The 21,839-nt window shown below is 53.0% G+C and carries 23 protein-coding genes and 2 other annotated features; of the genes, 17 read left to right on the top strand and 6 right to left on the bottom strand.

Going from position 1 to position 21,839, the window contains the following annotated elements:
- Positions 1 to 320: 320 nt before the first annotated feature.
- The 3 genes from KNP71_RS15185 to KNP71_RS15175 form a co-directional block, all read right to left on the bottom strand.
- Positions 321 to 845, bottom strand: coding sequence for a hypothetical protein (locus tag KNP71_RS15185; RefSeq protein ID WP_214831012.1), 525 nt, complete (start codon positions 843 to 845; stop codon positions 321 to 323).
- A 147-nt stretch (positions 846 to 992) separates the two neighbouring features.
- A complete protein-coding gene (locus tag KNP71_RS15180) occupies positions 993 to 2,063 on the bottom strand; it encodes a diguanylate cyclase (protein WP_214831011.1) in 1,071 nt (356 codons plus the stop codon).
- A gap of 90 nt (positions 2,064 to 2,153) precedes the next feature.
- The gene (locus tag KNP71_RS15175) at positions 2,154 to 2,489 is read right to left on the bottom strand and encodes a hypothetical protein (RefSeq protein WP_214716401.1); all 336 of its coding nucleotides are present in this window, start codon (positions 2,487 to 2,489) and stop codon (positions 2,154 to 2,156) included.
- A gap of 88 nt (positions 2,490 to 2,577) precedes the next feature.
- On the opposite strand from KNP71_RS15175, the gene KNP71_RS15170 reads away from it, so the two are divergent.
- The 6 genes from KNP71_RS15170 (at position 2,578) to KNP71_RS15145 (ending at position 6,667) form a co-directional block, all read left to right on the top strand.
- Positions 2,578 to 2,760 carry a hypothetical protein gene (locus KNP71_RS15170; RefSeq protein ID WP_214831009.1) on the top strand — a complete coding sequence of 61 codons (183 nt, stop codon included), beginning with the start codon at positions 2,578 to 2,580 and terminating at the stop codon, positions 2,758 to 2,760.
- A 79-nt stretch (positions 2,761 to 2,839) separates the two neighbouring features.
- On the top strand, positions 2,840 to 3,790 hold the full coding sequence (gene msrA / locus KNP71_RS15165; RefSeq protein WP_214831007.1) for a peptide-methionine (S)-S-oxide reductase MsrA: 951 nt from the start codon (positions 2,840 to 2,842) through the stop codon (positions 3,788 to 3,790).
- Positions 3,791 to 3,803: 13 nt separating this feature from the next.
- On the top strand, positions 3,804 to 5,099 hold the full coding sequence (locus KNP71_RS15160; protein ID WP_214831005.1) for a DUF2252 domain-containing protein: 1,296 nt from the start codon (positions 3,804 to 3,806) through the stop codon (positions 5,097 to 5,099).
- Between the two features lie 69 nt (positions 5,100 to 5,168).
- Positions 5,169 to 5,441 carry a DUF5327 family protein gene (locus KNP71_RS15155; RefSeq protein ID WP_214831004.1) on the top strand — a complete coding sequence of 91 codons (273 nt, stop codon included), beginning with the start codon at positions 5,169 to 5,171 and terminating at the stop codon, positions 5,439 to 5,441.
- A gap of 105 nt (positions 5,442 to 5,546) precedes the next feature.
- On the top strand, positions 5,547 to 5,915 hold the full coding sequence (locus KNP71_RS15150) for a rhodanese-like domain-containing protein (protein ID WP_214831003.1): 369 nt from the start codon (positions 5,547 to 5,549) through the stop codon (positions 5,913 to 5,915).
- Positions 5,916 to 6,034: 119 nt separating this feature from the next.
- Entirely contained in the window at positions 6,035 to 6,667 is a 633-nt protein-coding gene (locus KNP71_RS15145) for an HAD family hydrolase (RefSeq protein WP_214831002.1), read from the top strand.
- 38 nt (positions 6,668 to 6,705) lie between these two features.
- Here the strand turns inward: KNP71_RS15145 and KNP71_RS15140 are convergent, their stop codons facing one another.
- On the bottom strand, positions 6,706 to 8,118 hold the full coding sequence (locus KNP71_RS15140) for an NAD-dependent succinate-semialdehyde dehydrogenase (protein WP_214831001.1): 1,413 nt from the start codon (positions 8,116 to 8,118) through the stop codon (positions 6,706 to 6,708).
- A gap of 88 nt (positions 8,119 to 8,206) precedes the next feature.
- Between KNP71_RS15140 and KNP71_RS15135 the strand changes: the two genes are divergently transcribed.
- Complete coding sequence (locus KNP71_RS15135; RefSeq protein ID WP_029594574.1) at positions 8,207 to 8,722, top strand: glycerol-3-phosphate acyltransferase; 516 nt, start codon at positions 8,207 to 8,209, stop codon at positions 8,720 to 8,722.
- Positions 8,715 to 10,307 carry a GNAT family N-acetyltransferase gene (locus tag KNP71_RS15130; RefSeq protein WP_051627664.1) on the top strand — a complete coding sequence of 531 codons (1,593 nt, stop codon included), beginning with the start codon at positions 8,715 to 8,717 and terminating at the stop codon, positions 10,305 to 10,307. The genes KNP71_RS15135 and KNP71_RS15130 overlap by 8 nt, the downstream gene beginning before the upstream one ends.
- Here KNP71_RS15130 and KNP71_RS15125 read toward each other — a convergent pair.
- Positions 10,246 to 11,883 (bottom strand): ABC1 kinase family protein, encoded by a 1,638-nt coding sequence (locus KNP71_RS15125; protein ID WP_131471523.1) that lies wholly within the window; start codon positions 11,881 to 11,883, stop codon positions 10,246 to 10,248. The genes KNP71_RS15130 and KNP71_RS15125 overlap by 62 nt on opposite strands.
- Positions 11,884 to 11,983: 100 nt before the next feature.
- Between KNP71_RS15125 and KNP71_RS15120 the strand changes: the two genes are divergently transcribed.
- From KNP71_RS15120 to KNP71_RS15110, 3 genes are all read left to right on the top strand, one after another.
- A complete protein-coding gene (locus tag KNP71_RS15120; protein WP_029594577.1) occupies positions 11,984 to 12,583 on the top strand; it encodes a trimeric intracellular cation channel family protein in 600 nt (199 codons plus the stop codon).
- A gap of 14 nt (positions 12,584 to 12,597) precedes the next feature.
- Positions 12,598 to 12,963 carry a DUF423 domain-containing protein gene (locus KNP71_RS15115; RefSeq protein ID WP_029594578.1) on the top strand — a complete coding sequence of 122 codons (366 nt, stop codon included), beginning with the start codon at positions 12,598 to 12,600 and terminating at the stop codon, positions 12,961 to 12,963.
- 459 nt (positions 12,964 to 13,422) lie between these two features.
- Positions 13,423 to 14,958: a murein hydrolase activator EnvC family protein gene (locus KNP71_RS15110; protein ID WP_029594579.1), complete on the top strand. Its 1,536-nt coding sequence runs from the start codon at positions 13,423 to 13,425 to the stop codon at positions 14,956 to 14,958.
- 96 nt (positions 14,959 to 15,054) lie between these two features.
- Here the strand turns inward: KNP71_RS15110 and KNP71_RS15105 are convergent, their stop codons facing one another.
- On the bottom strand, positions 15,055 to 16,422 hold the full coding sequence (locus tag KNP71_RS15105; RefSeq protein ID WP_035385632.1) for an amino acid permease: 1,368 nt from the start codon (positions 16,420 to 16,422) through the stop codon (positions 15,055 to 15,057).
- Positions 16,423 to 16,611: 189 nt separating this feature from the next.
- Positions 16,612 to 16,841: a binding site (T-box leader), on the top strand.
- Positions 16,842 to 16,891: 50 nt separating this feature from the next.
- Positions 16,892 to 17,116: a binding site (T-box leader), on the top strand.
- A 56-nt stretch (positions 17,117 to 17,172) separates the two neighbouring features.
- Between KNP71_RS15105 and trpD the strand changes: the two genes are divergently transcribed.
- From trpD to KNP71_RS15075, 6 genes are all read left to right on the top strand, one after another.
- Positions 17,173 to 18,162 (top strand): anthranilate phosphoribosyltransferase, encoded by a 990-nt coding sequence (gene trpD / locus KNP71_RS15100; RefSeq protein WP_029594583.1) that lies wholly within the window; start codon positions 17,173 to 17,175, stop codon positions 18,160 to 18,162.
- Entirely contained in the window at positions 18,159 to 18,920 is a 762-nt protein-coding gene (gene trpC / locus KNP71_RS15095; RefSeq protein WP_214716364.1) for an indole-3-glycerol phosphate synthase TrpC, read from the top strand. Before trpD ends, trpC begins: the two co-directional genes overlap by 4 nt.
- Positions 18,896 to 19,468: a phosphoribosylanthranilate isomerase gene (locus KNP71_RS15090; protein ID WP_029594585.1), complete on the top strand. Its 573-nt coding sequence runs from the start codon at positions 18,896 to 18,898 to the stop codon at positions 19,466 to 19,468. The genes trpC and KNP71_RS15090 overlap by 25 nt, the downstream gene beginning before the upstream one ends.
- Entirely contained in the window at positions 19,450 to 20,631 is a 1,182-nt protein-coding gene (gene trpB, locus KNP71_RS15085) for a tryptophan synthase subunit beta (protein ID WP_021066001.1), read from the top strand. The genes KNP71_RS15090 and trpB overlap by 19 nt, the downstream gene beginning before the upstream one ends.
- On the top strand, positions 20,631 to 21,407 hold the full coding sequence (gene trpA / locus KNP71_RS15080) for a tryptophan synthase subunit alpha (RefSeq protein WP_029594586.1): 777 nt from the start codon (positions 20,631 to 20,633) through the stop codon (positions 21,405 to 21,407). Before trpB ends, trpA begins: the two co-directional genes overlap by 1 nt.
- Positions 21,408 to 21,488: 81 nt before the next feature.
- The coding region (locus tag KNP71_RS15075; protein ID WP_214831000.1) for a helix-turn-helix domain-containing protein at positions 21,489 to 21,839 on the top strand (351 nt) is incomplete at its 3' end.

Below are 21,839 nucleotides of genomic sequence, written 5' to 3'. Positions count from 1 at the left end.
AAAAAGATGACTCCCGTACAGTACAGGAATCATCTCCTTGAAGCAGCATAAGTTTTTTTATTAATGTCCTTTACATGGGGTACAGATTAGTCGGAGAGCCGCTCGTTTTTTGGATGGCAAATTTGGGTGCAACAAATGGGGGTTGTCGCATTGCTTTCAAAAAGAGTGTCGTGGAGGGGAATCCACGTGACGTAATGGTTTGGGGAACGGTTACGTCAAGCTTTTGGGAGCTACATCTTGAGTATAGATGATAACGATTCTCATTGTCAATTAGAAAATGAGATAAAAAAACCGCAACCGGTCCGGGTTGCGGTCAATCGTCAGCTTGATGGCACGCCCTTGCGGAACGTGAAGCGAATCAAGCTGAACAAATAGCGGATATAGAAGAGCGCGAACGCATAAAATACAGCGATGGCTGATGCGCCGAGTTCAACACCTGGAATGTTCATCAAGAACTCGAGGATGAGAATCGACAGCAAGAAGATGTAGAGGCCGGCGTCGAGATAGAGCGGCATCAACTTGCCGCGCTGATGCCAGAACGTCCGCACGAGCGGTGCGACAATCATCCCGATGATGCGTTCCGCGAAACCGATGCTAAGCACGGAAATCATGAACGCAGCGACCGTTTCGAACGAGACGAGCTCTGAGAACGCAAACATCGAGATAAGCAAGAGCGGGCCGATGAAAATCATCATTGAGAGTGACGTGCGTAAAAAGATCAGTAAGTTCCGTTTCATCGTGTCGACTCCCCCGAAGAGCGACTGGCGGAACGTCTTGCCACGTTGATAGTCGAGGATGAACAATCCCACAAACATCAAACCGAATAGTGATAACAATACTGTCATGAAATGTGTTTCCCCTTTTTCTGTCCAAATCTATGATCAACTGTAAGAATCATCGAATCAAAGTCTAGCCTAGTGTACCGATTCACTAGTTGAAAGTAAAGCGGGAAAACTGCGTAAAACCGCAATCTTTTGCGAACGATTCGCCGATTACGACGCCAAGATGAAGCGATTGCGACCAGATTCCTTAGCGTGGTATAACGCTTCGTCGGCATGCTTCAACACGCTGTCGACTTCGATGTCGTTTGAATGGCAGGCGCCGAGCGAGACCGTGATATGTAACGTCCCGGCGCTCGTCTCGAACGGGAATGTCGAGACTTTTTCTCGTATAGATTCGGCGAGGCGAGTCACGTCCTCTCGATTGGCGTTCGGCATGATGATTAAAAATTCTTCTCCGCCGAAACGACCGACAAGATGCCGTTCGTCGCTCTCGGCGACGAGTAACATGCCGAGCTCACGTAATACGTCGTCCCCGACGTCATGACCGTACGTGTCGTTCACGCGCTTGAAATGGTCGATGTCGACGAGAATCAACGCGTACTCTTTCGCCTCGACGTTCAGGTTGGCCATGGCTTCATTCAATAGACGTCGGTTGGCGATGCCGGTCAGCGCGTCCGTCCGAGCAAGTTGTTGCTGGTGCTGGACGTTCTCAAAGTGACGTCGCAACTCTTGGAGCAACCGGTAAGAAGCACAGGCACCGCCGTATGCCATCACGACGTAGGCAAGAATGACGGGATAGAACAATTGAAGCGGTAACGCGTAATAGATGGCGGCACCGAAAACAGCGATACTGATTGTCGTGAAAATAAGTAGCGTATTGCGGGTATTATCGAGTTTGAGGCGCAAGAGACTGATGGGAAGAACGAGCCCGATCATCGTCAAGACCGCTAAATAAAAGCCGATGTACGCCCCATCGGTGACCATCAAAAAACGAGCAGTCAAAAAGATAACGGCGGCAACCGTTCCGCTGACCCATCCACCGAACAGGACGGCAAGTGAGATTGGGATGGAGCGCAAATCAATTAGGATCCCTTCAAGTGGCAGTGCGTTCGCTAGTAAAATCAAGGCGACGAACCCGGTTTGAACGCCGAGCAGAATTCTGCTTTTTAAAGGTGATTTCGGTGTGAGCCGTGGACGGTTTCGGAAAGGGAGAAACGAAATCGTGAATAGCGTGAATAGGATACACAGATTTAGAAAAAATGAGTTGATGATCGTGAGCATGAACGCATCCCCTAACGTGAAATGGAAATAATTAGTTTCAGTTTAGCACATTACAACCAGGTTGACGCTTGATGGATGGGGATGATGTGTTCACCATTCCCGCCATTCTTCCGTCACGTCTTCTGTCGTCTCATAACCGGCTAAAATGGCACCGGCTTGAATGAAGTCGTACAATTCCTCACGCTCGACCGTCTCGATGAAATGGTCGTGTTCTTCGTCAATTTCGTTTAAACGCAATACGACGTCGCGGACGGCCGCTAACACGTTTGCTTCCGTGCCGTCTGCCTGTGTCAAGGCGGTCACGTACCGCCGAAGCGCGGCATCGACGGCAAAGATGATCTCGACGGTATACACGTCATCTCCCTCGTTCATTCGGTCTTCCCACATCAGTGTCGGGCGATTGGCCCATAATCGTTCAACTTCCATACTAGGTGCCTCCTTCGAAATGGAACATCATCTTCCACTCTATCTTAGCAAATAAGTTTGGTATGATAGAGAAAAAGGGGGACTGTCCGTGCGGTATTGGGATCATTTCAAACGAGCCTTCATTCCGATCGCGCTCATCTTGATCGGGTTAGCCATCTTTTATACATTATCGGCTCGAGGCAATCTGGCATTGACTGCTCTCGGAGCGGTCATCGTCGGCGTCATCTTATTTTTAGTGATGCGTCATATGAATCGGGTCGAAGAAGACTAACGAGAACACGTTCGGGGTTCTCGTTTTTTGTTGTCTGTGAGATTTTTTGGGTACACTACATAGTAAGGAGGGATTTATTATGACAAAAGCTACATTTGCGGGAGGCTGTTTTTGGTGCATGGTCAAACCGTTTCATAAATACGAGGGGGTCGAGCGCGTCATTTCCGGCTATACGGGCGGACATGTCGACAATCCGACCTACCAACAGGTCTGTTCAGAGACGACAGGTCACCTAGAGGCGATCGAGGTCACGTTCGATCCGGAAGTCATCTCGTACGAGGAACTGTTACGCATCTATTGGCGTCAAATCGACCCGACCGATGGCGGCGGACAGTTCAACGACCGGGGTGAATCGTATCGACCGGCGATCTTCTATCATTCAGAAGAACAGCGTGCGGCGGCTGAACGCTCCAAACAAGAAATCGAAGATTCGGGTCGATTCGACCGATCGATTGAAGTGGAGATTCGCCCCGCGAAGACGTTCTGGGAAGCAGAAGACTACCATCAGGACTATTACAAGAAAAATCCGTTCCGCTATGAGATGTACCGGGTCGGTTCTGGCCGGGCCAAGTTTGTGAAAGAGGCGTGGAGTGACAAGAAGATTCAAAAAGAATTGAAAGACCGTCTGACGCCGATGCAATATAAAGTCACGCAAGAGAACGGCACCGAGCCCCCGTTCCAAAACGAATATTGGGATGAGGAGCGGGAAGGGCTGTACGTCGATGTCATCGATGGGACACCGCTCTTCACGTCACGCGATAAATTCCAATCGAATTGCGGTTGGCCGAGCTTCGCGCGTCCAATCGAAGAGAAGCGCATCGACATGAACATGGACACGACGCACCATATGGTCCGGACGGAGGTCCGTTCGAAGGGAGCCGACAGCCACCTCGGCCACTTGTTCGATGACGGTCCGAAAGAGCTCGGTGGCTTGCGCTACTGCATCAACTCGGCAGCGCTCCGTTTCATTCCAAAAGAAGAACTCGAGTCTGCAGGGTATGGAGAGTACAAGCACTTATTCGATGCGTGAAGGAGAGAAGGCCATGTTCACATCCGTCAAACAACAGATCCGTCGTGAGACGCTCGCGACCGTATTGGACTATTACGACAAATCGATTCGGAATCTATCGGAAGCCGCCAGAGACGAGAAGTATAACAAGATGAGCGCGACGCCGTTCTCGTTTTTCCGGGGGAGTTCGCACTTGTTCTATTACGACTTTGCGAAAGTGCCGCTCGCGTTCGATACGGATGCGTCCCATCCGACGTTCATTCAAGGAGATCTCCATTTTGAGAATTTCGGTGTGTTCGAGGATGGCGCCGGGACGATCATTTACGATGTGAACGATTTTGATGAGGCGTATCTCGGCTCTTATTTGTTTGACGTCCTGCGCATGGCCATCTCAGTTGACTTGTTTGCCGCTGAGTCAGGTTTTGATGCGACTCGTGCTATCGAGACATATGCTGACACGTATGCACGTGCGATTGAGCGTTACGCGAACGGGAAAGACGAAGATGTCCAGTTTACGAAAGCGAACACGTGCAAAGCGATCAAGAAAGTGATTAAAAAGGCCGAGAAGAAGAAAGACGCGTTCATGGCCGAACGGACGGAAGTGCGGGATGAGGAGCGTTACTTTGCGACGAGTGACGACCTCGTTCCGGTCAGTCCGAAGACGGCGAAGCAAATCAAGCAGGCATGGCCGGACTATTTGTCGTCGTTATCGGAGAAACATCGCCATCACGCCGACCATTACAAGATTAAAGATATCGCCATTAAACGTGAGAGTGGAACCGCTTCGATTGGGCTCGAACGCTATTATATTTTGATTGAAGGCGCGGACGAGGAGCATGACGAGGATATCATCCTTGAAATGAAACAAGCCCAATCGGCAGTCCCGTCTCTCTTCTTGCCGACGCATCCATTGTTTGAGGACGGGCTGTCCCATCAAGGGGCCCGTGTCATCGCGGCTCAGCGTGCCATGGTGCACAGTCGTGACCCGTATCTCGGCTACTTGACGATTGATGGGAATGAATACTACGTCCGTCAACGGTCACCGTATAAGCGAAAAGTGAAAGCGAAGCACATCAAGAATGAAGAATCGCTCATCGAGACGTTGAAAGTGCAGGCGGAAATCACCGCCAAGATTCATGCCCGGGCGGATGCGGATGCGAACGTGCTCGATTATGAGGCGAGTGAACGCATCGCGGCGGCCATCGGTGTGTCGCGCCCGCTGTTTATCCGTCAAATCACAAGATGGTCCCAATTTTACGCCAATCAAGTCCGGTTTGATTTTGAAGCGTTCCAGACCTGGCTCACGACGCGCTCGGAGACTCACGTCTGAACGAGCATCGGACTTGCGGCCAGCCCCTCGTTTGCCTCAGAATGGAACGGTAAAGGATGTGTGCGATAGATGATTACGGAACAACAGGTCATCCTGCAAATGAAGCAAGTGATGACACAAATCGAACAGTCGAGCGGAGAGGCCCAGAAGCGCCATTTGGCCAAGCTGATGGGGTATTGCGAGCTACTGCTCGCCGATTCGACTCCGACGCAACAAGCAGTGGTTCCCGTGGCCCAACCGGTCGAGTCGAAGCCGCCGCTCGATCGTCAGATGGCGGCGTTCCTTGGAATTCCGCTTGAAGAAGAGGACAAACCGAAAACTGATTCATTGCTCGACTTTTAAGCTGTGCCCCGTGGCACAGCTTTTTTTGTGAGGCGTTCGCGTTGACTTATATACCGTAGGGGGTATAATGAGGTTAACTAAAATATACCTAACGGAGGCGTGACTATGCTTGACTTCTTGTTTGTTGCAGTAGTGATCGGATTGATTTATTTTTGGTGGACGAAGCGGAACGGCACGAAAACAGTCTCGACGGATGAGTTGAAACGAAAGATTGCCGAAGAGCGGAACATTCAATTGCTCGACGTCCGGGAACCGCATGAGTATAAGGGCGGGCATATCAAACAAGCGAAAAACGTCCCTTTGTCTGGATTCGGCAATGCGAGTGCCCAGTATCCAAAAGATAAAGCACGTCCGGTCTACGTCATCTGTCAGAGCGGGATGCGAAGCCAACGGGCCGCTGCCATGTTGAAGAGTGCCGGCTATACGGACGTCTACTCGGTCAAAGGCGGTATGAATTTCTGGCGTGGATCATGAGAGCAGCTCTAGCCGAACAATATGTTCAGCTAGAGCTATTTTTATGAAACGTTTCCACTTTCGGTTTTCAGGGGATTCTGCTACGGTAGGAACATAGGAAAGAGAGAGGGGACCAGACAATGGCAGTCATTTTATTTGATATCGATGGGACGCTCGTCGACACGACCGGACCGATGACGCAAGCGATTCACGAGGCGTTGGAGCAACTTCCACATTTACCGAAACCGAGTGAGGATGCGGTCCGTTCCGGTTATGGGTTGGCCGGCAACGCATTTTGGGAGCACGTCATCCCGGAAGCGACGATTGAAGAGATTCGCCAAATCCGCCAGTTGCGGCATGAGACGCTCGAGCGGGCGATGGAAGGACAGCTCGTCTTGTTCGACGGCATCTATGAGATGCTCGAGGCGCTTCATAAAAAAGGGCACACGTTGACGACCGCGAGCAACTGCGGTGTCCATTATTTGAACTTGATTCTCGACTCGCAAAACATTCGCCAGTTCATGACGGCGCCAGAATGCCTCGAATCCGTAAGTGGTGAGAAAAAAGCCGACATTTTGACGGCGCATCGCCTCCGTCACGGCGAGAACGACTATGTGATGGTCGGGGACCGGAAATCGGATGTCGAAGCGGCTCGGGCCCATGACTTCCCGGTCGTCTTGACTGGATTTGGGTTTGGAAACGAGGACGAATGGGCGCTCGCGGATCATGTAATTGCGACGCCGAACGACTTGATTACGTATATCGAATCATAAAAAGTTCCGGTTGAACGCGATGTTCAACCGGAATTTTTTTAAAGTCCAAGCGAGATATATTTGATTTCTAAAAATTCTTCGATGCCATGGTGACCACCTTCACGGCCGAGACCGCTCTGCTTCCACCCGCCGAACGGTGCTTGCGGCGTCGACGGGAGACCGTCATTGACGCCGACGATGCCGTATTCGAGCGCTTCGGCCAAATAGAGGGCCTCGTTGATGTCTTGCGTGAACACATAAGCGGCGAGACCGAACGGGGTCGCATTCGCCCGCTCAATTACTTCCTCGAGCGTATCGAACGACGCAATCGGTGCGACGGGGCCGAATGTCTCCTCGTTCATGCACAGCATATCCTCATTCGCATAGCGGACGACGGCCGGCCGGACGAATAGGCCGTCGAGCTGCTCCCCGCCCGTGATCTCGCCTCCGCGGATTTGAGCGTCCTCCAAGTGCTTCATCACTTTCTCGACCGCGGCCTCGTCGATGAGCGGACCGATATCCGTCCCTTCGTCGAGCCCGTTGCCGACTTCGAGCGCTGCGACGGCCTCGATGATTTTTTCGGAGAACGCATCGACGATGGACTGCTCGACATAAATCCGGTTGGCGCAGACACACGTCTGTCCGCCGTTACGGAATTTCGTCGCGACCGCTTGCAGTACAGCCTTGTCGAGATCTGCCTGTGCCGTGACGATGAGTGGGGCGTGACCACCGAGCTCGAGCGAGATTTTCTTCATCGTATCGGCGGCGCCGCGCATGAGGGTCTTGCCGACCTCGGTCGAACCGGTGAACGTCAATTTGCGGACACGGGGGTCGTGTTGCCACGTGTTCACGATGTCAGAAGCTTTCCCGGTGACAAGATTGATGACACCGGGTGGGAAGCCTGCTTTCTCAGCCAGTTTGACGAGTTCGATCGCCGTCAATGGTGTCGCTGATGCCGGTTTCAATACGACGGTACAACCTGCGGCAAGCGCCGGCGCCAATTTTCGGGTGATCATGGCGGCCGGGAAGTTCCATGGGGTGATGGCGGCGACGACGCCGACCGGTTGTTTAATGGCAAAGATGCGTTTCTTGTTTGACGATGCCGGAATCGTCTCGCCGTACACGCGCCGACCTTCCGCGGCGTACCACTCGATAAAGCCGTTCGCATAGCGGACTTCGCCGATGGCTTCTTGGAGCGGCTTGCCTTGCTCTTCGACCATCGTCCGAGCGATGGCTTCCGTATGTTCATCGATCAGTCGATTCCATTCGAGCAGGAGGGCGCCTCGTTCTTCTGCCGTTTTCTCTTGCCAGTCCTTCAAGGCGTCGTGGGCGGCATCGACAGCCTGTTTCGCTTCGGCGGTGTCGCTCTTTGTCACCGTGGCCATAATGTTGCCGGTCGCGGGATTCCGCACCACGATCGTGTCCGATGTATCAATCCATTCTCCGTTGATGAAATTGTTCTCCACTCGCATCTTGATTTCCCCTTTCGTCTAGGTGCACATTAAGAAGGTACCCGATTTCAAAAATCATACACAATTTTACAACGGGGGAGGGGTCGCTATGTGGGTCATCATCTTGGGCTATGTCGTCGGCAGTATACTTGGCGGGCGCTTATACGGCAGGTGGAGCGGTCAAGACTTGGCAACGAGTGGGTCGGGAAACACCGGTGCCCGCAATGCGTTACGGATTGGCGGGAAGCGAGCGTTCTTGTTCGTTTACGGATTCGACGTCTTGAAGACGGTACTCGTGTTGTCAATCAGCGGTCCATATTTTTTTGAGACCGGACTCGCCTTGACGCTCGGGCACATTTATCCGATGTGGCATATTCGCACCGGTGGGAAGGGGTACGCCGTATTTTCTGGAATTATATTAGCGTACAGCCCGTTATGGTTTTTAGCAGGACTTGCCATGTTGCTCATTCTCATCAAACTGACGCGTAACTCGCGCGAGACGGGGCTTGTCATGCTCATGCTCTTGCCGCTCGCGGCCTGGGGGGACGCAACAGATGTCAGTGTGGCCAGTTTGACGATGATTTTGATCATGTACCATCATATAAGGGGGAAACAACGTGCTTGAATTTCGAAGAGCGACGCCGGGGGATGCGGAAGCGATTCATCGATTGAACTATGAGACGTTTGTCGAAGAAATCCCGCAACACCATCCGAACGAGGAGCGACGACTCGTCGATCGCTTCCATGATACGAATACATACTGGATTGGATTGGCAGACGGGCAGCTTGTCGCCATGTGTGCCATCCGTGACGAACACCCGTTTTCACTTGAACAAAAAGGTGTGACGCTGCCGCCGGGAGAGTGGATTGAAGTCCGGCTATTGGCCGTGACGCCTTCCTATCGGAACACAAGGACGTTTGCCGGACTTATGCGAGCGATGCTCATGGAAGCGACAGACCGGGGTGTGGAAGGGATTGTCATCAGCGGAACCGTACGCGAACAGAAGCTATATCGACGGTTCGGGTTTATCCCGTTCGCAGAACCGGTCGGGACGGCGGAGGCGTTATACGTGCCGATGCAGTTGACGCGCTCTGGGTTCATGCAGTCAGAGACCGCTCGAACGTTGCGGCCAAAGTTACTCCTCGCCGGTCCCGTCGAACTGTCGAATCAAGTGCGCGCTGCGCTTGCCGCTCAGCCGGTATCACATCGGTCGACTGAGGCCAGCCGTTTGCTCCATTCGGTCCAGTCGAGGCTGAGCCATCTCGTCAAGTTGCCTCATGTTTACACATTACTCGGGAGCGGGACGATTGCGAACGATGCCGTCGCTGCCCAGTTGCACGGACGTGGCGTGATCATCGACACAGGGGAGTTCGGACGGCGGCTGATTGACCATGCCAATCGGGCTGGTCTTGAATTTGATGTCGTCCCGCTTTCGGCTGGGCGTCGTCTCGACTTAAAGCGAATCGGACAACATGCACCAGATTGGATTTGGACGGTCCATTGCGAGACGTCGACGGGGAAGCTGGTCGATTTGGACCAGTTGCGTAAGTATGCACACACACATCCGACGAAGATTGCGATTGATGCCATCAGTGTGGTTGGGACGAAAGTGACCGACTATTCGTTCGCGCATCTGGTGACGTTCGTCTCGGGCAAAGCGCTCCGAAATGCCCCTGGATTGGCGTTTGTCGCCATGCGAGAACGAGCTGTCCCGAACCCGTCGATTCCGCGTTATTTAGACTTGGCAGGCTATGACCCAATCGCCTTCACGCAATCGGTCCCGCTCATTCAAGCGATGGACGTCGCCTTGCGCGAACTGACGGACGCGGAGATTGCGACCCATCAATCCAAACTTGATGCGTTCGTACATGAACTGGTGCGCCGCGGTATATCGGTTGAACTCGGGGACGATCAAGCGCCCGGCATTTTTTCGCTCGCGCTGCCAGACACACTGTCCTCGATTGAGCTAGGATATCAATTGGCGTTCCATGGCTATCAAGTGCAGTACGAGAGCGTTTATTTGCGGCGTGCGAACTGTCTCCAAGTCTCCACGATGGGATGGACGACCGACCGGGATTTGCAGCAAGTCGCCGCCTATATCGGTACGTGGCTCCAGAAAAAAACCGCCACTCCAGGGAGTGACGGGTTCAGACGCGGAAATCTTGGCGGGCCAAATGACGAATCTTTCGACCGAGGCGTCTTGAGTTGAAATAAGCGATGACCGAGACGACGCCACCTGACCAGAACAGCCACTCATCCGGTCGGAGATAGCCGAATAGCCCGACGACAAGGCCGAGGATAATCAAGCCAGCGTTGAACGTTTGACGATGGAGCAGTTCTTTCGACTCGAGCTCACGTTGGAACATCGCTTGTTCGGACAGGCGCTTCCGGGTCGGCTCTTTCAAATAGTTATCGAGGAGTGGCGGGACGTTCAGCAACTTCTTGCCGTAGTTGAGCGCCGTCATGACGTAACGGTTTTGAATTGTCGTGCCGTCGGCCTCGAGCCATTGAATGACAATCGGTTTACCGAGCGTAAACAAATCGATTTTTGAATCAAGGATTTGCAGAATCCCGAGCAGCGTCGAAGCGGCCCGACCGAAGAAGGCGAACTCGGCCGGCAGTTGGATCGGCTCGTTCTTGACGAGCAGTTGGATATCTTGCAACACTTTTTCGATCAGCTTCGTATCGACCGTATCGATATCGGTCTCTAAATAGAACGTGACCGCTTTTTCAAGCGCTTGACGAATGTTATGCTTGTTCGCCGTCGGCAACAGGAAACGCAAGTCCTCAAGTCCGTCGACGACACCGTCATAATCAAGCGAGATGAACGCCTGCAAGATTTTACGGATCGTCGCCATGTCTTGGGCAGTCGATGACCCGACCATTCCGAAGTCGAGCAGGATGATCGTCCCGTCGGCCCGGATTTGGACGTTTCCTGGGTGGGGGTCGGCGTGGAATTGTCCGCCGAACAACAGTTGCTCGGCTGCCATCGTGAACAACCGTTTGGCAAGTGCGGAGCGGTCGATATTATTTTCTTTTAAGAAAGCGAGGTCGGTGATGCGGCGGGCTTCGACCCAATCCATCGTCAACACCCGATTCGTACAAAGGTGGTCATAATAGTCCGGGATGTACACGTCGGGGTTATCGGCGTATTTCGCTTTGAAATAATGGGCGTTCTTCAATTCGGTTTGGAAATTTAACTCGTCCCCGATGACAAAAATCATTTGGCGATATAAGCTATCTAAGTCGGTCGATTTTGCCAGCGATGTCCGCTTGAGCATCGTCGTGACGATTCGCATCGCTTTGAAGTCGGTCCGAATGATCTTTTCAATGTCTGGACGCTGGATTTTCAAGGCGACGCGCTTCCCGTTCTCAAGCAACGTCGCGCCATACACTTCCCCGATTGAGGCAGAGGCGACGGCGTCGATTCCGACGTCTTTCACAACTTGTGTATACGGGACGCCCCATTCTGCTTCCAGGATGGCGCGGGACTTGTCCCAGCCTGATGTAGGGACACGGTCGACGAGCTCGGATAACTCGTTCAATACAGAAGGAGGCAACAAGTCGGCCCGAATCGATAGAAACTGCCCGAGCTTGATGAGCAGCCCTTCGAGCCGGAGTGCGTTCCGCTTATACTCGCGGGCAAGGTTCAACATGAGCGTCTCATACTCTTCGGTTGACGCGAGACCTTGTTGCTGTTTGCGGGAGAATGCATAAATTTTAATGATGAATCGGGCGAACATCGTGACGATAATCCATATGCGGAACAAGGCGATTCGTTTCATAAAAGTACCGACATCCTTTACAAGCAGTCGCTCGACTGATCTGATTTTTTATATCTTAACTTTACCACAGAATGCTTTAAAGAAAGGGCAAGGGATATTTATGGAGTGGGAATTACTCAACGTCGTCGGAACGATTGCGTTTGCGGCGAGCGGTGCCATCATCGCGATGGACGAGAAATATGATATTTTTGGGGTATGGTTGCTCGCTTTCACAACAGCTTTCGGTGGCGGGGCCATCCGAAACGTCTTGCTCGGAAACCCGGTCAGTTTGATTTGGCAACAAAACGATCTCTTCATCCTTTGTTTTCTTGTCGCATTGCTCATCTTCCTGCTGCCAAACGTTGTTTTGCCGCATTGGGAACGCTGGGGCGTCATCGTGGACGCAATCGGTCTCGTCGCCTTCGCGTTTCAAGGAGCACAGGTCGCCATCAAGCTTGATTTACCATTATCGGCCGCGATTGCAGCGGCCGTTTTGACGGGTGTCGGTGGCGGGGTCGTCCGTGATTTGTTGGCCGGCCGAAAGCCTCTCGTCCTACAATCGGAAGTATATGCGATTTGGGCGATCATTATCGCGGTCGTCACATATTATTTCCGTCTTGAAGGAGGACTTCCTGTCTATACGTTACTTGTTGTCGTTGCGGCGCTTCGAGTGATATCCTACTATCGAAAGTGGAATTTACCTGCACGTAAAGTGCGATAAGGGGGAAATTAGTGATGAAAGCTTTACTTATTATTGGCGCCGCTTTAATGGCGCTCGGCGTCGCGTTCGGTGCGTTCGGGGCCCATGCGTTGAAAGAACGTCTGGCACCGAATATGCTTGCGAATTGGCAGACCGGTGTGCTCTATCATATGATTCACGCTATCGGCATCATCGCTTTAGCGAGCATTTTGATGAAAGTGAGCATTAGCCAGTTCAACACAGCAGGATGGCTCATGTTTGCCGGGATTCTCTTTTTCTCAGGCAGCCTGTATGTCATGGCATTGACCGGAATCACGAAGCTTGGAGCGGTCACACCAATTGGTGGCGTGCTGTTTATCGCCGCATGGGTGTTCGTCATCATCGGCGCATTCAAATTGTAATCAAACGTTAACGTCTGATTAACAGTCTTCCTGTATCATTCAAGGTGTGAGACCCCTTGTCTCCACACCGACGAACAATTGGCCCGTTTAGCCTTTTTCGCCTGGAGCGAGAGACTAAATAGGCCCTTTTTACGTTTTTTGGAAATGGTTAGACTTAGAAAAATACCTGGATTATACTTTTTTAATATAAGGTCAATAATTTCCTATTTTCATCTATTATTACAACTATGTTTCGAGAAAAGAAAAGTGAAAAAATGTTGAAATATAAAGGGGTGGGGAGCCGTATAAGGTTTCCCACCCCTTCGTCGTAATAAAAGTGAAATATAACTTTAACAGGAAAACATTCGACACTTCGATATAATTAGTCGTGTTGAAACTAAAAAAATAATCGTTTTTGTTACATAGCAAAACGACTGACCTTTAAATAGTACGTGAACCCTAACCCCGTCAATAGAAAGGATGTCCCCATTGATCAATTGGAAACGCACCGTCTCGACACTCACGCTTAGCGCGCTTCTTCTTGGGACGCACTCGGTGGCTGATGCCTCGACGTCAATCAAGGAGAAACAAGAGCAGCAGAAGAAAGTGCAAGAGCAACGGAATAACGTCAAACAGAACCAATCGAATACGTCTTCGAAAATTAAGCAAAATAAAAATGAAATCTCGAAAGTTCAAGCTGAAGTCAACAAGATGGATGCCCAACTTCAAGACATCATCAATGATGTCGCAGCGAAACGCCAAGAAATCAAGCGTACTGAGTTGAAAATTGAAGACCTCGAAGCTGACATTAAAGGCTATGAGAAGAAGATGAAGGCTCAAGAAGCAATGATGAAAGAGCGTATGGCCACGATGCAAACGAATGGCGGCGGCTCAATCAATTGGGCTGAGTTCATCTTCGGTTCGAAAAACTTCTCGGACTTGATCACACGGATGATCACGGCCGGAACGATTCAACGAAGCGACCAAGAGTTGTTTGAAGACTATGAAGCGACGCGTCAATCGTTACAAGAAGCGCAAGCATCACTTAAAGAAGAACGCACATCGCTCTTGAAGCAACAAAAAGCGCTAGAAGTACGTCAAGCTCAACTCGAGAAGAAGATGAAACAGCGCGAAGCTCGCATCAAAGAGCTCGAGGACAAGAATATCAAATTCGAATCGCAAATCTTCGACCTTCAAGAAATCGAAGCGACGTTAATCGCGCAAGAAGAAGCGATTGCGGCTGAGATTGAAGCGCAACGTCGTGAGGAAGAAGAAGCGCGTCGTCGTGCTGAAGAGGCGGCTCGTCAAGAAGCAGCCCGTAAAGCTGAAGAAGCTCGCCAAGCAGAAGCGGCGCAAGCAGCAGCAGCGGCCCGTCAAGCAGAAGAAGCAAGAGCGGCAGCGGCTAAAGCCGAGGCAGAACGAGCAGCAGCTCAAAAACAGCAGAACAATAACAATAATACCCAGTCGTCTTCATCTTCAAACCAGACGACACAAAATAGCACACCGGCACCGAAACCGGCTGCGCCAGCACCAAAGCCGGCGCCGGCACCAGCGCCTAAACCAGCTCCGATGGCACCGACCACATCGGCACCGGCACCATCGGGCGCAATGTTCATTCAACCGACAACGGGACGTTTCTCACAAGGATGGGGACCGGCAAGCGGTCAATTCGGCTACTCGTTCCATAACGGCGTCGATATCGCTGGACCTGTCGGAACACCAATCCGTGCCTCGGCAACGGGAACGGTCATCCGTGCCGGCTGGGGTGGCGCATACGGGAATCACGTCATGATTGCCCACGTCATCAACGGACAAGTTTGGACGACGGTCTATGCCCACATGAACTCGGTCTCAGTAAGCGCCGGTCAACGTGTGACACAAGGCTCGAACATCGGGACACTTGGGAACACGGGTAATTCTTCAGGCCCGCACCTTCACTTCGAGGTTCATCAAGGCAGCTACTCGTACTCAGGAACGAGCGCGGGTAGCACAGTCAACCCACGTCAGTTCTTCTAATGATCAACGAGGACCCGTCAATCGTGACAGGTTCTCGTTTTGTGTCCCATCAAAACCAAAAAACAAGCGCCTATCCGTTGCGGACAGGCGCTTGTTTCAGTTGGCTTGTTCGATGTCGTTTAATTGTTCGTTCGCTTTGCGGAAGTGCTCACGCACGAGATAGATGACGGTCAATCCGACCAACCATGGAATCCCGAACTTGAGCAGAATATTGAAGTCGGTGAACCATGTTGTGATCATGAGGCTGAGCAATAGTCCGGCACCGAGTAACGGCAAGAACGGGTAACCGATCATGCGGACCGGTAATTTGCGTCCTGTCCACTTCTTACGGAAGAACAAGTGGGAGACGAATACCATGAACCATGTGAAGATGGCTCCGAACATCGAGATGCCCATCAAGAATGGATACGATGTTTCCATGAACACTTGAAGCAATGCCGCGAGAATAATCCCGCCTGTTGAGACGAGCAAAGCGGGCATTGGAATCCCGCTAGTGCTGACTTTTTTAAAGATGCGCGGAGCATCACCGGCCTCGGCGAGGGAATACATCATTCGCGTTGACGCATAGAGCTGTGCATTCATCGCCGACAAGGCAGCGATTAAGATGACGAAGTTCAAAATGCCAGCAGCGCCAGGCACGTCGAACTGTTGCATGACGAGAACGAACGGGCTTTGATCGATGCCGGCTTGCTGCCATGGGATGAGCATGAGCATGATCCCAATCGTGATGAGATAAAAGAACGTCAGACGGAACACAGTCGCGCGCAACGCTTTCGGTACGGCGCGGTCCGGGTCTTTCGCTTCGCCGGCCGTGACGGCGACGAGCTCGGTCCCGAGGAAACTGAAGAGCGAGATGAAAATCGTCACCCACATCCCGTAAAACCCGAAGGCGAAGAAACCTTCATCGCCGGTCGTGATCGATTCGATTGGTGAACCGGGTTGACCGAACAGCGTGGCGGCACCGAGGACGATAAACAGAATGATGGCCGTCACTTTGATGAACGATAACCAGTATTCGGTCGTCCCGAACGTATGGACGTGCCGGGCGTTGACGTAGATGAGCAACCCGCCGAATACGGCGACCCAGACGAATCCGTTCACGTCGGGGAACCAGTACCGCATATAGATGGCGATTGCGCTCACTTCGACGCCGATGGCGAGGACGTTGGCGACCCAGTACGAGTAGCGGACCAAAAAGCCGGCGAGCGGATGGACATAGCGTTCGGCGATTGTGCCGAACGAGCCCGAGGTCGGATGGGCGACGGTCATCTCAGCGAGACAGCCCATCAATAACAGGACGATGAAGGCTCCGATGGCGTAACTGACGAGCACACTCGGTCCTGCCGTTTGGATAGCGAGCCCGCTTCCGAGGAAGAGGCCCGTCCCGATGGCGCTACCGAGCGAAATCATCGTCAACTGCCGCGTGGACAGTTCACGTTTTAATTTGCTAGTTTCCAAAGTCAATTCTCCTTTAGTTGAGTGAAGTGTTGTTGGGGACGACTATAGCAGACAAAAAAATCAAGTGTCAACTCGCGAAATCGCAAAAGACGGTATCGATTCGGCCGCACCTATAGAAGCAAAGTTTTTTTACATGCTTTTGTTTGACAGGAGGTTTCTCGACCTGTATAGTACGAGTTAACTTAATTGAAACGAATAAAGGCGTCGACGAAGAGAAGTAACGACGGTCCCCGTATGACAGAGAGCTGATGGTTGGTGTGAATCAGTATGCGGGACGTCGCGAATGGACTTCCGAGCTCTAAACCGAAACTTTTAGTAGGCTTTAGCGGGTCACCCACCGTTACCATGGGAAAGCGGATGTTTGTCCGTGAAGTGGGTTCTACGGAACCAACGAAGGTGGCACCACGGGGTTACTCGTCCTTCTCATAGCGCAAGCTATGAGTCGGGCGGGTAACCCTTTTTCGTTTCAACACATCATAAATCAGTGATTGAGAAGAGTAGCGTGAACAAGTCTCGTTCAGAGAGCCGGGGGTGGTGGGATCCCGGCCGAGGCCATCACGTGAATGGGCTCATGAGAGCATGGCTGAATCAAGTAGGTCATGACGGTTTCCTCCGTTATCGGGATACGATGTGATAGCATCGGAAAGTGGGATCAATCGATCCAACGAGAGGTGGCACCGCGGTCCATACCGTCCTCCATACGACAGACGTCGTATGGAGTTTTTTTATACCCAAAATGCTTGAGGAGGAACGGACATGTTAACACGACTATTGACGAACCCATTGACGACGAATGAAATGAAACTGGCAGCGGCCGAGCTGTTCCAAGCCGATGAAGCGCAAATCGCCGAGGTGTTACTCGCCATGAAAGCGCGCGGTGAGACGGCTGAGGAGATGGCCGGACTCGCTGACTATATTCGTGAGGCGGCAACGTTCCCCGAGACGGCGCTTCCTGTGCTCGACGTCTGTGGCACAGGCGGTGACGGGGCGAACACGTTCAACATCAGCTCGACGGTCGCATTCGTCTTGGCGGGATTAGATATCCCGGTCGCCAAACATGGGAATCGCAGCGTGTCGAGCCGGTCAGGCAGTGCCGACGTCCTCGAGTCATTGAATATCCCGATCGTCCAAAGTCATGAGGCGATGCTCGCCGACCTTGAGCGGACGAACTTGAGTTTCTTGTTCGCCCAACACATCCATCCGGTCATGAAACACGTCATGCCGGTCCGGAAACGACTCGCAACGGCGACCATCTTCAATCAAATCGGCCCGTTGACGAACCCGCTCAAGCCGAAGCGGCAATTGATCGGCGTGTACCATCCATCGCTCATCGAGAAGATGGCGACGGCGATGCGCCACCTCGGCGTCGAGCGCGGAATGGTCGTCCATGGGGCGGGCGGGCTGGATGAAGCGAGTCTCGCTGGAAGAAATGACGTCTTGTTCTTCAACGGCGACAAAGTGGCCCGTTACACCGTCGACCCGCGCGACGTCGGATTGATGCGAGCTCCGCTGTCGGCCTTGCAAGGCGGGACACCAGCTGAGAATGCGGCGACGCTCCTGGCCGTCTTGAACGGAGAGCAGGGACCGGCGCGAGACGTCGTCTTATTGAACGCCGCGCTCGCCCTCTGCACATATGGGACGGTCCAGACGCTTCGTGAAGGTGTCGCGGTGGCAACGGCAAGCATCGATGAAGGGCACGCCATCCGCGTGCTCAAACAATTACAACGAACGGAGGTTGGCGCATGAGCTACTTGACGAAAATCATCGGAACGAAAATTGAAGAGGTCAATCAAATGGAAGACATCGAGGTGACGCAGACGACAGCCATCTCATTACCGCTTTTAATGAAGGACGGTTTTCATGTCATCGCCGAGATTAAGCGGGCCTCCCCGTCAAAAGGTGTGATTCGCGAAGAAGTGGACGTCGTGAGCCGGGCCCGCACGTATGAACAGGCAGGGGCGACAATGATTTCCGTTTTGACGGATACGACCTATTTCAACGGTTCGTTCAACGACTTGCATGATGTCGCGGCCGCTGTCGAGATCCCAGTCCTCTGCAAAGACTTTATCATCGATGAACGACAGCTCGACCGGGCGAAGGAAGCTGGAGCGAGTGCGGCACTATTGATTGTTGCTGCGCTCCATCCGAGCCGGCTTCATACGTTAAAACAGTATGCGCGGTCCATCGGCCTCGACGTGCTTGTCGAAGTTCATGATGAGGCCGAGCTCCAGACGGCGCTCGAACTGGGCGATGTGTTGATTGGCATCAACAATCGAAACTTGAAGACGTTCGAGGTCTCGCTCGACACGTCGGTCGACTTGATGACGAAGTATCCAGATGTCGCGTTCGTCAGCGAGAGCGGCGTCAGCACAGGCGAGGCGGCCCGTCGGTTACAGACGGCCGGGGCCCGAGCGATTCTCGTCGGGGAGGCGCTCATGCGACAGGACGACCCGACAGCCTTGATTGAGGAGTTGACATCATGTTCGTTAAAATATGTGGATTGACGACGGAAGCGAGTGTCGCGACGGCGATCGAGGCCGGAGCGGACGCTATCGGATTCGTCTTTGCGAACAGTTCGCGCCAAATCGACATCGCGACGGCGCAACGGCTTCGGGGGTTCATCCCGGAAGATGTCCGAGTCGTCGGCGTATTTCTCGATCCAACAATCAAAGAGGTCGAAGCTGCCGTCGCTTGCGGGTTGACCGATATCCAATTACACCGCCGGACACGGCCGCTTGAAACGTTCCGTCAGTTCGGTCTCCCGATCATCGAAGCGGATCACGAGTCGGAGGCCGACGTCATTCTTCTCGACGCACCGACACCGGGCAGTGGGCAGGCGCTCGATTGGGCGACGCTCGAACGGCCGGAGCAGACGTTTTGGCTCGCCGGTGGATTGAATGTCGACAATGTCGGTGCGGCGATTCGCGCCATGCGACCGGACGGCGTCGATGTCTCAAGTGGTGTGGAGACGAATGGACAGAAAGATCACGATAAGATTCGCGCGTTCATCCGACGCGCCAAGGAGGAAACACAATGTATACACAACCAGTGAACGGAAAGTTTGGACCATATGGCGGAAAATATATCCCTGAGACGCTCATGCAAGCAGTCGAAGAGCTCGAAGTGGCTTACGAGGAAGCGAAACAAGACCCTGAATTCCAGGAACGCTTCAACGATCTCCTCAGCGAATACGTCGGTCGAGAAACGCCACTCTATTATGCGGAGAACATGAGCCGCCGCCTCGGGACGAATGTCTATTTAAAACGAGAAGATTTGAACCATACCGGTGCCCACAAAATCAACAACACGATCGGCCAGGCGCTCCTCGCCAAACGAATGGGCAAACAAAAAGTCGTCGCCGAAACAGGCGCCGGACAGCACGGGGTCGCTACGGCGACGGTATGTGCGCTGCTCAATCTCGAATGTACGATTTTCATGGGTGAGGTCGACGTCGAACGTCAAGAATTGAACGTATTTCGAATGGAGTTACTCGGTGCGAAAGTCGTTCCCGTTAAGTCGGGGAGTCGAACGTTAAAAGATGCCGTCAACGAGGCGCTCCGTTACTGGGTCAAACATGTCGATGACACGCATTACGTGATGGGGTCGGTGCTCGGACCGCACCCGTTCCCGACGATGGTCCGCGATTTCCAAAGCGTTATCGGGACAGAGACACGTCGTCAAGTGCTCGAGAAGACAGGGCGTCTCCCTGACGCGGTCGTTGCCTGTGTAGGCGGCGGTAGCAATGCGATGGGCATGTTCTATCCGTTCTTGAATGACGAAACAGTCGCCTTATACGGTGTCGAGGCAGCAGGGAGCGGTGTCGACACGGACAAGCATGCGGCAACGCTCACGAAGGGCGAGGTCGGGGTGCTTCACGGGTCGCTCATGTATGTGCTCCAGGACGCAGCCGGGCAAATCCAGGAAGCACACTCGATTTCGGCCGGACTCGACTATCCGGGTGTCGGACCAGAACACAGCTTCTTGAAAGATATCGAACGGGTCCGCTACGCGGCGGTCACGGACGAGGACGCACTCGCAGCCTGCATGTCGCTCAGCCGCCAAGAAGGGATTATTCCGGCACTTGAGTCATCGCATGCGCTCGCTTATGCGGAAACGCTCGCCCAAACGATGGACGAGGACGACGTGCTCGTCATCTGTCTATCTGGTCGCGGGGATAAGGATGTTCATACGATTCGAGAAAGGGTGACTCAATGATGAGATTAGATGAAGCGATTCGACAGCGGAGTGAAGGGACGGCGTTCGTCCCGTACATCATGGCCGGGGACGGCGGACTCGATCACTTGATTCCGACGATTGAACGGCTAGAAGCGATGGGAGCGACGGCCATCGAACTCGGAATTCCATTCTCGGATCCGGTGGCAGACGGTCCCATCATCGAGGCGGCTGGAATGCGCGCCCTCGAACAAGGTGTGACGTTGACGGACGTGTTGGACCGTTTAATAGAAGGAACGGGTCGTTTTTCGGTGCCGATCGTCTTGATGACGTACTTGAATCCGGTGTTCCGGTTCGGGGTCGAGTGTTTCTTCGAGCGGGCGGCAGCGTCTGGGGTCAGCGGCGTCATCATTCCCGATTTGCCGTTTGAAGAGAGCCTCGATTTGTTCGCTGGCATCGATCGTCACGGAGTCGCGGTCGTACCGCTCGTCACGTTGACGAGCAGTCAGACCCGCATCGACACGATTCTGGATCAGGCGGAAGGATTCGTCTATGCGGTGACGCTCAAAGGGACGACCGGGAAGACGGACGTGTTCCCGGATGAGTTACTCGAGCACTTGCGTTCGTTGACGGCACGTTCACCCGTACCGGTGCTCGCCGGTTTTGGTGTCCATCGCACCGATCAGGTCCGGACGCTCGGGTCAGCCTGTGACGGGGTCGTCGTCGGTAGTTTCATCGTCGAGGCGCTCCATGCGGGACGTGAACAGGACGTGGCCACGTTGATTGCATCGGCGCGGACGGTCAACGCAAAAAAATAAGGGTCGTGCCTCGTGATATGCTCCCCAATAGGTAGACAGATGAAATAACAAATCTGTTTATCTGATTGGGGAGTGTTTTTTATGGCGAGAAGTCGGCATTCAATCGAACAAAAACTGAGTGCACTACGGATGATGGAAGAAGAAACATATACGTGGAAGGAAATCGAGGAGGCCCATGACGTCTCTGAGCATACCCTCCGGGTGTGGAAAGTGAAATTCGAGACCGGCGGAATCGACGCCTTGAAGGAGTCGAGGACATGGAAACTGTACACAAAGGAACAGAAAATAGCGGCCGTACGTGACTATCTCGATGGGGTCACCATGGTGGAAGTCCTCTCCAGACATCAAATCAGTAGTCGTTCGGTTCTATATCGGTGGATCAAGAAGTATACTAGTCATAGCGAGTTAACAGATTCGAGAAAAGGGAGGGAT

Origin of the sequence: Exiguobacterium sp. s56, from assembly GCF_018618255.1 — a bacterium.
Lineage (GTDB): Bacteria > Bacillota > Bacilli > Exiguobacteriales > Exiguobacteriaceae > Exiguobacterium > Exiguobacterium chiriqhucha.
The sequence above is the reverse complement of the archived record's forward strand: the minus strand, read 5'-3'. Positions and strand labels throughout refer to the sequence as shown.

Excerpts from the sequence above, each read along its gene's own strand:
- trpC (WP_214716364.1), top strand. The coding sequence starts at position 18,159 with ATGAGCTACTTGACGAAAATCATCGGAACGAAAATTGAAGAGGTCAAT.
- trpA (WP_029594586.1), top strand. The coding sequence starts at position 20,631 with ATGAGATTAGATGAAGCGATTCGACAGCGGAGTGAAGGGACGGCGTTC.
- KNP71_RS15090 (WP_029594585.1), top strand. The coding sequence starts at position 18,896 with ATGTTCGTTAAAATATGTGGATTGACGACGGAAGCGAGTGTCGCGACG.
- msrA (WP_214831007.1), top strand. The coding sequence starts at position 2,840 with ATGACAAAAGCTACATTTGCGGGAGGCTGTTTTTGGTGCATGGTCAAA.
- trpD (WP_029594583.1), top strand. The coding sequence starts at position 17,173 with ATGTTAACACGACTATTGACGAACCCATTGACGACGAATGAAATGAAA.
- KNP71_RS15115 (WP_029594578.1), top strand. The coding sequence starts at position 12,598 with ATGAAAGCTTTACTTATTATTGGCGCCGCTTTAATGGCGCTCGGCGTC.
- KNP71_RS15140 (WP_214831001.1), bottom strand. The coding sequence starts at position 8,118 with ATGCGAGTGGAGAACAATTTCATCAACGGAGAATGGATTGATACATCG.
- KNP71_RS15175 (WP_214716401.1), bottom strand. The coding sequence starts at position 2,489 with ATGGAAGTTGAACGATTATGGGCCAATCGCCCGACACTGATGTGGGAA.
- KNP71_RS15160 (WP_214831005.1), top strand. The coding sequence starts at position 3,804 with ATGTTCACATCCGTCAAACAACAGATCCGTCGTGAGACGCTCGCGACC.
- KNP71_RS15145 (WP_214831002.1), top strand. The coding sequence starts at position 6,035 with ATGGCAGTCATTTTATTTGATATCGATGGGACGCTCGTCGACACGACC.
- KNP71_RS15125 (WP_131471523.1), bottom strand. The coding sequence starts at position 11,883 with ATGAAACGAATCGCCTTGTTCCGCATATGGATTATCGTCACGATGTTC.
- KNP71_RS15180 (WP_214831011.1), bottom strand. The coding sequence starts at position 2,063 with ATGCTCACGATCATCAACTCATTTTTTCTAAATCTGTGTATCCTATTC.
- KNP71_RS15135 (WP_029594574.1), top strand. The coding sequence starts at position 8,207 with ATGTGGGTCATCATCTTGGGCTATGTCGTCGGCAGTATACTTGGCGGG.
- KNP71_RS15110 (WP_029594579.1), top strand. The coding sequence starts at position 13,423 with ATGTCCCCATTGATCAATTGGAAACGCACCGTCTCGACACTCACGCTT.
- KNP71_RS15120 (WP_029594577.1), top strand. The coding sequence starts at position 11,984 with ATGGAGTGGGAATTACTCAACGTCGTCGGAACGATTGCGTTTGCGGCG.
- trpB (WP_021066001.1), top strand. The coding sequence starts at position 19,450 with ATGTATACACAACCAGTGAACGGAAAGTTTGGACCATATGGCGGAAAA.
- KNP71_RS15150 (WP_214831003.1), top strand. The coding sequence starts at position 5,547 with ATGCTTGACTTCTTGTTTGTTGCAGTAGTGATCGGATTGATTTATTTT.
- KNP71_RS15185 (WP_214831012.1), bottom strand. The coding sequence starts at position 845 with ATGACAGTATTGTTATCACTATTCGGTTTGATGTTTGTGGGATTGTTC.
- KNP71_RS15155 (WP_214831004.1), top strand. The coding sequence starts at position 5,169 with ATGATTACGGAACAACAGGTCATCCTGCAAATGAAGCAAGTGATGACA.